General features: G+C 41.1%; 9 protein-coding genes. 6 read left to right on the top strand and 3 right to left on the bottom strand.

The genetic code is table 11. The features are described from left to right. Positions 1–117: 117 nt before the first annotated feature. From ftsY to DCO56_RS19195, 4 genes are all read left to right on the top strand, one after another. Positions 118–1080: a signal recognition particle-docking protein FtsY gene (gene ftsY, locus DCO56_RS19210; protein WP_077436836.1), complete on the top strand. Its 963-nt coding sequence runs from the start codon at positions 118–120 to the stop codon at positions 1078–1080. 94 nt (positions 1081–1174) lie between these two features. Beyond that, positions 1175–2512, top strand: coding sequence for a 30S ribosomal protein S12 methylthiotransferase RimO (rimO, locus tag DCO56_RS19205; protein WP_108635375.1), 1338 nt, complete (start codon positions 1175–1177; stop codon positions 2510–2512). 321 nt (positions 2513–2833) lie between these two features. Continuing rightward, the gene (gene bshC, locus DCO56_RS19200; protein ID WP_108635374.1) at positions 2834–4423 is read left to right on the top strand and encodes a bacillithiol biosynthesis cysteine-adding enzyme BshC; all 1590 of its coding nucleotides are present in this window, start codon (positions 2834–2836) and stop codon (positions 4421–4423) included. Positions 4424–4597: 174 nt separating this feature from the next. Next, entirely contained in the window at positions 4598–7777 is a 3180-nt protein-coding gene (locus tag DCO56_RS19195; RefSeq protein ID WP_108635373.1) for a TonB-dependent receptor, read from the top strand. Between the two features lie 196 nt (positions 7778–7973). Here the strand turns inward: DCO56_RS19195 and ctlX are convergent, their stop codons facing one another. Beyond that, positions 7974–8927, bottom strand: coding sequence for a citrulline utilization hydrolase CtlX (ctlX, locus tag DCO56_RS19190; RefSeq protein WP_108635372.1), 954 nt, complete (start codon positions 8925–8927; stop codon positions 7974–7976). Between the two features lie 506 nt (positions 8928–9433). Here ctlX and gcvP point away from each other — a divergent pair. Both gcvP and DCO56_RS19180 read left to right on the top strand, forming a co-directional pair. Continuing rightward, positions 9434–12307 (top strand): aminomethyl-transferring glycine dehydrogenase, encoded by a 2874-nt coding sequence (gene gcvP / locus DCO56_RS19185; protein ID WP_108635371.1) that lies wholly within the window; start codon positions 9434–9436, stop codon positions 12305–12307. Between the two features lie 231 nt (positions 12308–12538). Then, complete coding sequence (locus DCO56_RS19180) at positions 12539–13363, top strand: N-acetylmuramoyl-L-alanine amidase (RefSeq protein WP_108635370.1); 825 nt, start codon at positions 12539–12541, stop codon at positions 13361–13363. A gap of 123 nt (positions 13364–13486) precedes the next feature. Here DCO56_RS19180 and idi read toward each other — a convergent pair whose 3' ends face one another. Beyond that, entirely contained in the window at positions 13487–14020 is a 534-nt protein-coding gene (gene idi / locus DCO56_RS19175) for an isopentenyl-diphosphate Delta-isomerase (protein WP_108635369.1), read from the bottom strand. A 75-nt stretch (positions 14021–14095) separates the two neighbouring features. After that, positions 14096–15409 (bottom strand): nicotinamide mononucleotide adenylyltransferase, encoded by a 1314-nt coding sequence (locus DCO56_RS19170; RefSeq protein WP_108635368.1) that lies wholly within the window; start codon positions 15407–15409, stop codon positions 14096–14098. Positions 15410–15420: the final 11 nt, after the last annotated feature.

Here is a 15420-nt window from a genome sequence, read left to right as displayed (position 1 = left end):
AAAGTTTTTCTTTAAAAAGAATTCGATAAAAATAGCCGTTTTGGTATCCTACCGAAAGGGCTTTTTTTGTTGAGGACATTTGTTTATATTTGGACATCAATTTTCACTAAACACTCCATGGGATTATTTGATTTTTTTAAGAAAAAACCGCAAACACAAGAAGAAGAGCAAGCCTTAGACAAGGGGTTGGAAAAAACCAAAGAAGGATTTCTTTCCAAGATAACGAAAGCTGTAGTGGGTAAATCTACTGTAGATGACGATGTGCTTGATAATTTGGAAGAGGTTTTGGTTACTTCTGATGTGGGGGTTACGACGACTTTAAAAATCATAGACCGCATTCAAGCGCGTGTTGCCCGAGATAAATATGTCTCCACTTCAGAGCTAAACAATTTACTGAAAGAAGAGATTCAGACCTTACTTGCCGAAAATAACAGCTCAGATTTTGAAAACTTCAATTACGGAGATCATAAACCTTATGTCATTATGGTCGTCGGAGTGAATGGTGTTGGTAAGACGACAACAATAGGCAAACTTGCCCACCAGCTCAAACAAGCTGGAAGTAAAGTCGTGTTAGGCGCCGCAGATACATTTCGTGCCGCAGCTGTGGATCAGCTTAAGTTGTGGGGCGAGCGTGTTGGAGTGCGCGTTGTGGCACAGGCAATGGGTTCGGATCCCGCTTCTGTCGCTTATGATACGGTTAAGTCTGCTGTTGCTAATGGGGAAGATGTCTGTATTATTGATACCGCAGGCCGTTTACATAATAAGGTTGGTCTAATGAATGAATTGACCAAGATTAAAAATGTCATGCAAAAAGTCGTTCCCGGCGCTCCACATGAAATTTTGTTGGTCTTAGATGCTTCTACAGGTCAGAATGCCATAGAGCAATGTACCCAATTCACACAAGCGACAGACGTAAACGCTTTGGCGCTGACGAAATTGGACGGAACAGCGAAAGGCGGTGTCGTCATTGGGATATCTGATCAATTTAAGATTCCTGTGAAATACATTGGTGTAGGCGAAAAAATTGGCGATCTCCAATTATTTAATAAAAAGGAATTTGTAGACTCCCTTTTCAAATAGAAAATTAAAATTATTGTCAGAAATAAGGTTGTCATTCTTTGCTTAGGAATGATTGATCAGCCCTTTTTTTTTCTCGACAAACCCTTCTAATCATATGAAGACAAAATATACGAAATCTGTCCCTTTGATCAATAAACCACGTGTCAACGTCGTTACTTTGGGCTGTTCGAAAAATATTCACGATAGTGAAGTGCTGATGGGACAACTGAAAGGTAATCAGATGGAAGTTGTCCATGAGGCCTCCAATATACAGGAGAATGACATTGTTGTCATCAATACCTGTGGCTTTATTGACAATGCTAAACAGGAGTCTATTGATGCAATCTTACAATATTCAGAATTAAAGGACCAAGGTAAGATCAATAAGGTGATTGTTACCGGATGTCTTTCGGAACGTTATAAACCCGAACTGCAAGCTGAAATTCCGAGTGTGGATGCCTATTTCGGGACAAATGATTTGCCTGATTTACTCGCTTCTATCGGAGCGGACTATCGCCATGAATTATTGGGCGAACGCTTATTGACGACTCCTTCCCACTTTTCTTATTTTAAGATCGCAGAAGGTTGTAACCGCCCTTGTTCATTCTGTGCAATCCCATTAATGCGCGGTAAGCATGTTTCCAAATCAATTGATGACTTGGTTAAGGAAGCGAAATTTTTGGCATCAAATGGAACTAAGGAATTAATTTTAATAGCGCAAGATTTAACCTATTATGGATTGGATATCTATGGGAAACGTAATCTTTCAGACCTGATGCGTCATTTGTCCGATGTAGATGGTATTGAGTGGATCCGTTTACAGTATGCCTATCCTTCTGGTTTTCCAATGGATATTTTGGATGCAATGAATGAGCGTTCAAATATCTGTAATTACCTGGATATGCCATTGCAGCATATCTCAGACCCAATGTTGAAGTCTATGCGTAGAGGGACAACCAAACAGAAACAGATCGACCTTGTCAATGCGATCCGGGATAAAGTGCCTGACATCGCGTTGCGTACGACATTAATCTGTGGATACCCCGAGGAGACGGAGCAGGATTTTCAAGAGATGTTGGAATGGGTGGAGGAAACTCGTTTTGACCGTTTGGGCTGTTTTACCTATTCCCATGAGGAAAAGACGCATGCGCATACCTTGGAGGACAATGTTCCACAAGAAATAAAAGAAGAACGTGTTGAGGCTATTATGGAGGTTCAACAAGGAATTTCTTACGATATTAATCAATCGAAAGTGGGCAATACATATAAGGTATTAGTCGATCGTGTGGACGGAGATTATTTTATCGGGCGAACAGAATATGATTCTCCGGAAGTGGACAATGAGGTCTTGATTTCAGCGGCGGATTCCTATGCGCGGATCGGTGATTTTGTTCAGGTAAAAATCGACCGTGCGGAAGATTTCGATCTCTATGGCGAAATTGTCAAAAAATAATACTCGGTTGACCGATAAAGGTCATTAAGAATATATGCTGGAGCCTCCCGAAATACAAGGGAGGCTCTTTTTTTGAACAGTCTTTTTTTTGACTCGTAATTTTTCATTGGGGCGTCAATGAGCTTGCTAGGCTTGGATTATTGGTTAGGGAGAATCTTCTGTGGATGTATATCGCTGTTGATGCCGGAGAAAGTATCAGGGTTTTATTTGGACATTTGTCAATAGAATGATATAATTTAAAAGTGGAATGAGCTTTTTATTAAAAATCAGTATTTTGTCCGCTCAAACTAAATACATTTGTATATCGTACAATCAGCATATATGAAAGCAACTTATATCGAATATAGTGAGACAAATAGTTTCTCCAAAACATTGTTGGCCTATCTGGCTCATGACGAGGCGCTGAAACCGTTTGTTGGACACTGGCCTACATTTGACGGTTTTGAAAAGCAATTGCACGAAAAAAAACATTTTGACCACCGTGGCATTCTCGTGGAGCGCCTAAAAGCTCAATATGCGACATTGTTGCCGGGTTCTCCCGCCGTCGCCAAAAATATAGATTTGTTGTTGCAGGAGAATACCTATACGATTACCACGGGCCACCAACTGAATATCTTTACGGGGCCCTTGTACTTTATATTTAAGATCATGACGGCAATACGTCTGTCCGAAGACTTACATGCCAAACATCCGGACAAAAACTTTGTACCGGTATATTGGATGGCTACTGAGGATCATGATTTTGAAGAAATTAATCATACGAAAGTCTACGGAAAGAAAATTGCCTGGGAAATACCTGCGGTATCGGCTACAGGACGGATGGATACTAGTTCAATTGTCGATGCAGTAAAGCAATACACTAACATCCTTGGTCTTTCTGACAATTCTGCTAAGCTCACAGCTATTGTGGAGCAAGCATACCTGAAACACTCGAGGTTGGCTGACGCAACACGTTATATGGTAAACGAACTTTTTAAAGCCTATGGTCTTTTGATTATTGATGCAGATGATAAAGCACTGAAGGAGTTATTTAAGCCGATTATCAAAACGGATATTTTATCCGAAAATAGCTTTAAAGCCATCACGGAGAGGTCTAAAGAACTGGAGTCAAAGGGTTTTTCTACACAGGTGCATGCGCGGGAAATCAACTTCTTTTATCTGACCGATGAATTTAGAGAACGCTTGGTTCTGACTGCAGACGGCCGATATGAGGTGCTGCATCAAAATATATATTTTACCAAGGAAGAGCTGGAAAAAGAAATAGATGCCCATCCTGAGCGTTTTAGTCCAAATGTAGTGATGCGTCCAGTGTATCAGGAAGTTATCCTTCCCAATTTAGCCTATATCGGCGGTGGAGCTGAAATGGTCTATTGGATGCAACTGAAATCTAATTTTGATCAGTACAAAATAGATTTTCCCATCCTGATTCCGCGAAATTCAGCGATGATTACCGAAGATAATGTGGCCGCGAAGCTTTTTCGTGTTGATCTAACCTTCAAAAGCATCTTTCGGCCAGCAGAGGTTTTGAAGAAGGAGTATGTACGCCGTCATACCAAGGAAAGATTAAACCTTAATGATGAATGGATGGAACTGAATGCGATCTTTGGAAAGATAAGGTTGCGCACTCACAAAATCGATCCAAGTCTGGGCCCCAGCACCGAGGCGATAAAAGCTCGCTTGAAAAAGGCGATGAACAACCTGGAAAAAAAGTTGATGAAAGCAGAAAAACGAAACCATCAGCATGCATTGGCAGATATAGACAATGTAAAAGAAAAGCTCTTTCCCGGAGGGGGACTACAGGAGCGATCGGAAAACTTCGCCTTGTTGTATGTAAAATATGGTGATAACCTCTTTAGAGATCTTTATAAGTATTTTAATCCCCTGGATTTTAAATTTACAATCTTATATTAAAGTCAGTGTTTCACTGACTTTTTTTATGATTAATCCCCTCTGTCTTTTCTTTTTGCTTCGTTATTTTTCCTTAATTCGTTTTGTCGTGCTTTGTTTATAATTTCATAATATTTCGTTTAGCTTCTGTTAATACTGTCAGAGTAGTTTTGTTGCCATATTACAACCAACAACTAAATGAAAGAAATATTACTTACGACTTGTGCCATTGCGATAGGAACAGGTTTGTATGCGCAAACAACCCAAGCAGGATTTTCCGGAAAAATTACGGACGAGAATAACAAAGGCGTTCATGGGGCTTCAGTAGAGGTTCGTAACGAATCTACAGGTTTTACCACCAAAACATCTACCAATGCCAATGGCGATTTCAATTTCAAGGAGCTTCCATTGGGAGGCCCGTACATCATTAAAGTGACTTATATCGGTTACGGAGAGCAGGTTCGTTCCGGCTTTACGCTAAACCAAGGGGATATGATCCGGTTAAACATTCCGATTCAGAATGCTTCAAATGTACTGGAAACAGTTGAATTGACTGGTGTAAGCACCCTCAAGAATAAAATAGAGAACTTGGGTGCCGCAACAGCGGTTACAGCCCGGGATATTGCGAAACTACCCGTCAATGGCCGTAATTTTACGTCTTTAATGGATCTATCTCCGTTGAGCAAGGGCGATAATATCGGTGGTCAGCTCGGGTCTTCTACCAATTTTACCATTGATGGTATGAACGCGAAAAACCCGACTTCTGCGGGTTCGACAACAAGCCGGAGTGGTGCTCCTTTTTCGATCTCTATTGAAGCAGTACGGGAGTTTAAAGTTGTGACCAATCAATATGATGTGACTTATGGGAGAGCCGGAGGGGGTACGGTCAGTGCCGTGACAAAACAAGGAACAAATAAGACACAGGGTAGTGCCTGGTTATATTCGCGAGCAGACTGGTTGTCGAGTCCTTATGATATTCGGGGAAACAAACGAAGCAACGATTTTTCCACTTATCAATATGGCTTTACATTGGGTGGTCCCATTATAAAAGACAAACTCCATTATTTTGTTGCCTGGGATCATCAGCAAGACTCCCGTCCCTTGATTATTGCTGATATCAACTCTGAAGCCGATGAAAAAAGATTTAATGTTACAAACGCGACATTGGATGAATTTGTCAATATCGGGCGGAAAAAGTACGGATTGGGAAACGAACGCCAATATGGTGCTTTTGACAAGAAAAGAGGCTCCGATGCGATTTTTGGACGTATTGACTGGCAAATCAATGATAATAACTTATTGACAATCCGTAATAACTTTACAAGTGACAACAATAAGCTTGGGCTTCAAGACAACAAACCAATTACTTTATATGAATCTTACGGGAATGACAAGAATATCGACAACAGCCTACTGGCTACATTGCGTACCACCATTTCCCCTAAGGTAACCAATGAGTTAAAAGTACAACATCTTTATACCTATCAGAAAAGTAGTCCGGGAGACCTTTTACCCGGCCAGAATATTCCACGTGCAATTGTAGAAGATGCGATCTCCAAAGTTGCCGGGGAAGATAAAAAGACCACATTGCAATTGGGCGGGCATCGTTTTGCGCAGGAATCCTTTAAAAATAATGTATTTCAGCTTGTCGATAATATCTATTACAGCACCGACAATATCAATTACACCTTTGGTGTGGACCTGATGTATACCCATGCAAATTCCATTTACGGAAGTGAGGTCAATGGCCGCTTCCATTTTAGACCAAGTGATGGAAAAACGGCTATGCAGAACTTTGACGACATGAAGCCATATGCTTACTATCGTGAAGTTCCTTTGATGAGTGATCCAGCAGTGGTCGGTAAGATATTCAATGCCGGTGTGTACGGGCAATTACAAACTAAATTAGCACAAGGATTGGATTTGGTAGCTGGATTGCGACTGGATTATGGTCATTATCCAACCTCTCCATTAAACGAAGAATTGCTAAAAGAGGTCGGAGTACGTACAGATCATAAACTGAAGTCTTTTGTGGTACAACCGCGTTTTCAGATGACCTGGGATGTGAATGAGGAGCGTAAAGACTTTTTCCGTGTGGGCGGGGGTATTTTTGCCTCGGATATCAATAACTATATGACGATCAATAACCTTACTTTCGATGGTAAACACTTTGCTACTGTTGATGTTCGTGGGGCTGATGTACCTACACCAAATTTTGTCGGCTATAGAAACGATCCATCATCCACGCCCACTTTGGCCCAGTTTCAGGTCCCGACCATCAATACCTATGGTCCCGATGCCAAAATCCCGGTCGTGTATAAAGCAAATATTTCCTACACCCACTTTTTTACGGAGAAGCTGAAAGCGAGTCTTTCAGGATATATGAATTTGGGACGCAATAACTATATGTACGTAGATCGAAATATGGTACAGGATCCTTTCTTTAGATTAGCTAATGAGGATAATAGAGGCGTATTCGTTCCTGCGGCATCCATCGTTGATGGAGCTCCGGATTGGAAAAAAGGACGGATTTCAGATAAATTTGGCCGAGTTTTGGAATTGAATTCTGAGGGGAAAGTCAATCAGTTTGCTGTCGTCCTGGATGCAAGCTATCAGTATTACAAGGATGGAACGATCTCGGTTAGTTATACCTGGAACGATGCAAAAGACAATACTTCCTTCAACGGGAATGTGGCCAATACGGCTACCTTATCCCTAGCGGTGAAAGATGATCCTCGCGATTTGAGCAAAATGAGCTATTCGAACAATCAATTCCGTAATAAGATTGTTATTTACGGAACTTTACCCACATTTTACGGGGTTAGTGTCGGCGTTCGCTACTCAGGTATCGGCGGGACACGGTATAGTTTACTCGCAGGCGGTAACATCAATGGAGACTTTGTCGCCGGAGATAATGATTTGGCCTTTATCTTTGACCCGAATAACCCGAATACTTCAAAACAGCTGGTTACCGGACTCAACAATCTGTTGAATAACCCAGAAGCGAGTCAGAGTCTTAAAGATTATATCAAGGAATATCAGGGTAAAATAGCAGAACGTAATGGTGGGGTGAATGGTTTTTATGGTTTGATCGATCTCCGAATTGCTAAAAAATTCAATTTATATAAGAACCACGCATTGGAGATATCGGGCGATCTTTTCAACGTTGCCAACTTGTTTAAGAAAACTTGGGGCATAAATGAGTCTCTAGGCAATCAAAATCTATATGCGTTAGGCGGCAAAGATGCTGCCGGAGAAAAGCTGATTCCTTTTGATGTTGCCAAGCAGCAGTTTAATTACAATGTAAACAATTCAGGTATCGTTACCCCCTCCGGCAACCCATACCAATTCCAGCTGGGCTTACGTTATTCTTTCTAAATAGTTTAGAAAAGCAGGACACGGCTGTCTGACTAGATAGCCGCGCCTTTTAAAATTGAATCAAAAATAACAATAAAGGGGCAAAAGTCTGATGTAATATCAGGTTCAGATACAAGAAAGATCAACAAATTAGAAAAAAAAGAGATTCATTAGCTGTATCCTGATGGAATTTGAGTTTCAAAAAGTGATGAATGCCTTAAGCATTCATCACTTTTTCTTTTGGAAGGAATACTTCTGCCATCATATGGCGGACACTACCTCCGCCACAGGTTTCAATAACATGTAAATCCTGATGGATGATTTTTCCATGCTTTTCCAATTGTGCCGTTTGATAAAGGGTCAATGAGGATAATGCTTTATCGCTTAATACGATAAAACGGTTGCCATATTTATTTCTGACCTGGAGGCAGTTTGCCGCAAAATTTTCCAGTTGGTTTTCGTTGATCTCGATGATTTCTTTTCCAGTTTCTTTTAATTTCTTGAACAACTCCTCCCGTTCGGATTGATTGTCAATCGCAGCCGGACATAAGATTGCAAAATCTTCTCCCACCGCCAATACCACATTGGTATGATAGATAGGTCTGCGTTCGCCATTGACTGTCTGAAATGCATGAAAGACGATCGGAGTGTAATTTTCCGTTCTGCAGTATTCGTCCAACATGGTGCGGTCCGCGCGTTCCGACAGCGCACAATAAGCAATACGGTGTGTTCGGTCCAGTACAAGGGCCCCGGTTCCTTCTAAATATTGTCTGTTATTTTCGGCCTCACTTAAGTCTTTAATCAACTTTACATAGTAACCGTTTTGTTTCAATGGACCCTCAAAATCCAATAAATGCTCTTTTCGACGGTTGGGGGCAAACATCGGATAAAAGATAATTTTGCCATCCTGGTGGAAAGAGACAATATTGTTCGGAAATATGCTGTCCGGGCTTTCCGATTTTTCATCGTCCTGAATGACCGTCACTAAAATGCCGTGTGATTTTAATTCATTGACAAGGGCATCAAATTCACTTTGTGCCTCCCTATTTACATCTTCACCGCTTAAGTTTTCAATGTCCCTTTGAAAAAAATTATTGACTGCGGTCTGCTCATTTTTGCGGAAGACAGAGGGTCTTACTAGGAGTACACTGTCTGTTACCTGTTTTCTCATGATTTATAATCGTTACTTCGCTGGTTTATATTTGTTAAAAAGAATGATATGCTTGTTTTTATGAGTCCCATTGCAGTAAAAGCCCGATTTCTCTTTTCGATTTTCAGCAATGCTGCACTATGCGTGAAATCCCTTTGAATCATTGAACAGTGTCAGAAATCACTTTACAATTGGTACTTATACTAATGTATTGAAAAATCGGCGCCATTGCAAAAGAATATCTTCAATCTTTCATTTTTTATTATTCTGTTAAGTTATCTTTGATTTATTTGGTATATTTTCAACATGAACTTTGGTTGTTTGTTTTTATTTGAATTTTAATGCATATAGGACAATCGATTGCATATCTGCGCGTTGTTAAAACTGACTTTTTATACACTTTTTTGCTTCGTTTTCAGTCATTTATTTTGCTATCTTTGCTCATCCAAAAAACGACTGTTTATAAGAGAGTTAATTACCTAATTATTATGTCGCTAACTGTCTATAAGCGTTAACTTTTTGCACACATGAGCAATATACACTTCCAAGAAAAATTCGAAAGTCGCCACAATGGCCCAAGTCCAGTTGAAGCGAATGAAATGTTGGCCAAATTGGGCGTAACGTCAATTGACCAGCTAATCGACCAAACGGTCCCTTCTCAAATCCGTGCCCCAAAACCTTTAAATCTTCCAAAAGCATTGTCTGAGGTTGCCTATTTAAAGCGGATAGCGGAAATTGCAGAGAAAAATAAAGTTTTTAAATCTTTTATTGGTCAAGGATACTATGACGTGATCCTTCCGGGTGTAATTCAACGCAATGTGTTTGAAAATCCGGGATGGTATACGCAATATACTCCTTACCAGGCGGAAATTGCACAAGGTCGTTTACAGGCACTGTTAAACTTCCAGACCGTTATTTCTGATTTTACTGGATTGGAAATTGCAAACGCTTCATTATTGGATGAAGCTACGGCTGCAGCTGAAGCTATGTTTATGCTTTACTCAGCGCGTAAAAACAAAGAAGCAAATGTATTCTTGGTTTCTGAAAATGCCTATCCACAGACGATAGATGTATTGAAAACGCGTGCCTTATCTTTCGGTATCGAGCTGAAAATCACAGCTATTCAAGAATCGGAATTGACAGACGACGTTTTTGCTGCATTCGTGCAATATCCAGCGGCAGACGGTTCAATCGTTGATTACAAATCATTTGCTGACGCAGCACACGGTAAAAACATTACGGTATGTGCTGCCGCCGATCTAATGAGCTTGGCGCTGTTGACTCCTCCGGGAGAATGGGGGGCAGATGTTGTTGTCGGTAACTCACAACGTTTTGGTGTGCCGATGGGATTCGGAGGTCCACACGCGGCATTCTTTGCTACACGTGATAGCTTCAAACGTAATATTCCCGGACGTATCATTGGTGTAACTTCTGATTCCAATGGAAAGTATGCCTTACGTATGGCTTTACAGACACGTGAGCAACATATCCGTCGTGATAAAGCTTCTTCCAATATCTGTACGGCGCAGGCTTTATTGGCTATTATGGCCTCTTTCTACGCTGTTTACCATGGTCCCGAAGGAATTAAAAATATTGCATCCCGTATCAATGCTTTAGCAAGTTTATTGGATCAAGCATTACAATCATTGGGTTATGCCCAATTGAATAAAGCGTACTTTGATACCCTCCGTGTGGATTTAGGTGCACATGCGGGCGCATTAAAATCTGAGGCGTTGAACAATGAGTTGAACTTCTACTACAAAGGTTCACAGGTTTCCATTGCTATCGATGAGACAACAACTTATGAAGATATCAAAACAATCGTAAAAGTGTTTGCAAAAATTCAGGGCAAAACATTGAACGATGTAGATTTCGATACCTTAGAAGAAAACTTAGGTTCCTCGATCCCTGCTGAATTGGTTCGTACCTCAGCGTACTTAACTCATCCAAACTTTAATAGCTACCATTCTGAACATGAAATGTTACGCTATATTAAATCATTGGAAGCAAAAGATTTATCGCTGTGCCATTCGATGATCCCATTGGGTTCATGTACCATGAAATTAAATGCCACAGCTGAAATGACCCCTGTTACCTGGGCGCGATTTGGTGGATTACATCCATTTGCACCAGCAGACCAAACTTCAGGTTATATGCAGATGATCGGTGAATTGAACGATTGGTTGTCTGAGATCACAGGTTTTGCTAAAATGAGCTTCCAGCCGAATTCAGGAGCACAGGGTGAATACGCAGGGCTAATGGTTATCCGTGCTTATCATGAGAGCCGTGGCGATCATGGTCGTAACATCTGTTTGATTCCAGCTTCTGCACACGGTACTAACCCTGCATCGGCTTCAATGGCTGGTTTGAAAGTGGTCGTGGTAAAATGTGATGAACTTGGAAACATTGATATTCCAGATCTAAGAGCAAAAGCGGAAGAGCATGCTGCTCATCTGAACTCCTTAATGGTGACTTATCCATCTACGCACGGTGTATTTGAAGAATCAATCATTGAAGTTTGTGAAATCATCCATGCCAATGGTGGCCAAGTATATATGGATGGCGCAAATATGAATGCGCAGGTAGGTTTGACAAGCCCGGGCCACATTGGTGCTGACGTCTGTCACTTAAACTTGCATAAAACATTCTGTATTCCTCACGGTGGTGGTGGCCCTGGTATGGGACCGATCGGTGTTGCTAAACACTTAGTGCCTTTCTTGCCTAATCACCAAGTTGTTTCAACATCCGGAGAAGAAGGAATTACGGCAGTTTCTGCTGCGCCATTTGGTTCAGCGTCAATCTTGATCATTTCCCATGCCTATATTTCGATGATGGGTGGTGAAGGCCTGACCAATGCTACACGCACGGCAATTCTAAATGCAAACTATATTAAGGCGCGTTTGGAAAATGCTTATCCAGTACTTTATTCAGGTAGCAATGGACGTTGTGCACACGAGATGATCCTTGATTGCCGGGGGTTCAAAAATGTAGGTATCGAAGTTGCTGATATCGCAAAACGTTTGATGGACTACGGTTTCCATGCGCCAACAGTTTCTTTCCCTGTTGCAGGCACATTGATGGTTGAGCCAACGGAGTCAGAATCTAAAGCTGAATTGGATCGTTTCTGTGATGCATTAGTTGCTATTCGTCAGGAAATTGCTGCAGTGGAGGCTGGAGAAGCTGAACAGTCAAACAACGTGTTGAAGCATGCTCCACATACAGCGGCAGTGGTTACCGCAGATGAGTGGGATAGACCTTACAGTCGTCAAACGGCTGCTTATCCTTTGGAATATGTGAGAGAGCGTAAGTTCTGGCCTTCAGTAGGTCGTGTAAACGATTCTCAGGGAGACCGCACATTGATCTGCTCATGTCCTTCGATCGAAGAATATGCTGAGGCGTAACCGTCTTAAAAAAATATAAAATAAAGAACAAATAGTTCTATAGATCGCAGAAAGTCCGGACATCCCGTCCGGACTTTTTTGATGATCAGATTATGGTAGAAACAAACCGGGTGTGAATAAGGAATGATTTCGTGAAAAGTACTACAGGAACGGAAAGTTATTGTACCAATTTAAGTTACAATTACCCTAGAGTCGTATTTTGGAAGTATATTTGTGTTGAAACATTTCGATATGAGGATAACATTAACATTCAATCTTTTTGTTGCTGCGGCATTGATTACTTCTTGTGCGGGCAATAAATATGCGAAGACCGAGAAAGTATATAAAAATCAAGCGAAGGAGTTCTCTAATTTATATCGCGCCTCTCCCGTAACGGGACAGCTGGAAAAAGTAAATGTCAAAGATCAGCAGTGGATTGCCTCCATCAATTTTGGTATCCGGAAGCCTAATTTTGTGGTAATTCATCACACGGCTCAGGATTCTCTCGGGCAGACCATTCGAACCTTTCATTCTGCAAAAGCAGGAGTAAGTTCACATTATGTTGTCGGTAGGGACGGTAAGGTGGTGCAGATGGTGAATGATCTGTACCGTGCGCATCATGCCGGTCTGGGTAAATGGGGAAATAATACCGATCTGAATTCTTCGTCCATAGGTATTGAACTGGATAATAATGGGACAACGGATCCCTGGACGGATGCGCAGGTAAATGCGTTGATACAGCTATTGACTTATCTAAAGAATACCTATAGCATTCCGCAGGCAAATTTCATCGGTCATATGGATCTTGCCCCTACACGTAAAAATGATCCGTCACGATTCCCTTGGAAAAGGCTGGCCGATCAGGGGTTTGGCTATTGGTATGAAGAATTTTTGGAAACACCTCCTGTTGACTTTAACCCAAAAATGGCTTTACGTATTATTGGTTATGATGTCAGTAATCTAGACGCGGCAATAAAGGCATTTAAGATTCACTATATCCAACAGGATGTGAATACCGCATTTTTGGGTGAAAACGATCTAAAGATTATGTATTCCATCTATAAGAAATACCTATAGTGATCTCTTGAACAGTATAAAATGAGGGGAGCAATTTTTGATAGAATTGCTCTTTTTTATTTGCAGGGCTAGCAGCCCCTAGCGCTACTATTATCGTGCCGTTGATGGAGTATGGGCGTTATCTTACTTCTTGTATTTGTCCAAATAGGTTTCAAATACACGTTGATAGATTAGCTTGAACCAAGGTGTAAATTTCTCCGGGAAGTGCGTGATTTCGTCTTCGATCTCCTGTTGACCCATATACTGTACGGCGGCGACTTCTGCCGGATTAAAATCAGGCGCTCCACTGAATTTTCCAATCAGGACATGATCAAATTCATGTTCGGTAAGGCCATTGTCAAATCGGGCACTGTATACAAATGAAAAGGCATCATATAGCGCTGTTGCCTCAATCTGGAGCTCTTCTGTCAGGCGTCTCGCTGCAGCATCCAGATTGCTCTCTCCGAGGCGTTGATGCGAACAGCAGCTGTTTGTCCAAAGCCCGCCACAATGGTATTTATCCAGGGCCCTTTGCTGTAGGAGAAGCTGATCCCGATCATTAAATAAAAAAACACTAAATGCCCGATGCAACAAGCCCTTTTCATGGGCTTCAAATTTTTCCATGCTGCCAATCACGGCATCATTAGTATCAACGAGTATTACATTTTCTTGCTTCATAAGGACTGGAAATAAATATAGTCCAATTTAACTAAATTGGACTATATAATAAATTAATTTTTAACGAAGCGTATATTATACGGTTTTTACAAATTTCTCGTCGTAATTTTCAATATCAATGATGTATCCGTTCTTGATCAAAAAATCAAATAGAGGTTTTGCCTCTTCGGAAACAGGCATATTTTGCGTGGTGATGATTTTATTTTCCTTTTTCAATAGGTAAGGATACGCGTAAAGCTTTACATTTTTATTGAACATGCCGGATATGTACGATAGTAGCTCATTGGTGTACAGCTCTTTATTATAGTTGTCCGAATTAAAGATGTTCTTTAAGTTATAAACGTTTGTCGCAATTCCGATATTCTTAGGTTTAAAGTTGCTTATAAACTCAGCGAGATGATTATTTCTACGGAAGTTGCTGACGATAATGTTGTTGCCTGTGGCACATAACTCATCTGCTCTTGATGCGAATTCTTGGAGATCTTCATCTGTAATTTCATGCGTATCCTCCAGCACATTTCCCATCAAAACCTCGATCAAAACAATGGTGTCACTATCCGTAGCCCCTGTGTTTTTCTTAAACTGTTCGACGGCAAGGTTAAACAGGTCGAAGTTAGGAAGTGATTTCTGACGGTATTTTGTGCGGAGTAAGATGATGTTCTTTTTGTATAAATAATCCTTGATCTGTACCGCTTTACCATCGGGTTGGAAAATAGCCGCCTTAGCGAAGCCTTTGGCAATGAGATATAAATTAATCAAGCGTTGGTTGACATTTTCAAAAAGAGGGCCATTTAATTTAACCAGATCAATTTCGACAGATCCTATGGATAAGTTATCGACCAGGGATTCAATCATGGTCTGCACATCTTCTGCATAATAGTAGGCTGCAAACAACAAATTCACACCGATAATGCCCAATACCTTTTGTTGCAGCTGATTGTCGCTATCCAAGAGTCTGATGTGAACAATAATATCGTTTGTAGGTCCGCCGACCTCGTGCTGAAAACGGAGACCAATCCATCCATGGGGTTCATTTGTTTTGGTGAAATTCAGCGTGGTGACAGTGTCCGCAAAGGCAAAGAATTTTTTATTGCAATATTTATCACCGTGCAATCGTTGGGTCAGCAAGTCAAATTCATGGGAAAGCATCTTCTGTAAACGAGTTCTGCTGACATATCTGCCGTCTTCTTCTTCACCGTATATGGCATCGCTGAATGCCATGTCATAAGCTGACATTGTTTTCGCAATGGTACCTGATGCAGCGCCTGCATTGAAAAAGTTACGTGCGACTTCCTGTCCAGCACCGATCTCGGCGAAGGTTCCGTAAATCTCGGGGTTTAGATTTATCTTCAGGGCCTTTCGCTTGGTTTCAAAAATTTCTCTTGCCATGGCACAAAGGT

Source organism: Sphingobacterium athyrii (assembly GCF_003071065.1).
In the GTDB taxonomy this organism is placed as follows: Bacteria; Bacteroidota; Bacteroidia; order Sphingobacteriales; family Sphingobacteriaceae; genus Sphingobacterium; species Sphingobacterium athyrii.
The sequence above is the reverse complement of the archived record's forward strand: the minus strand, read 5'-3'. Positions and strand labels throughout refer to the sequence as shown.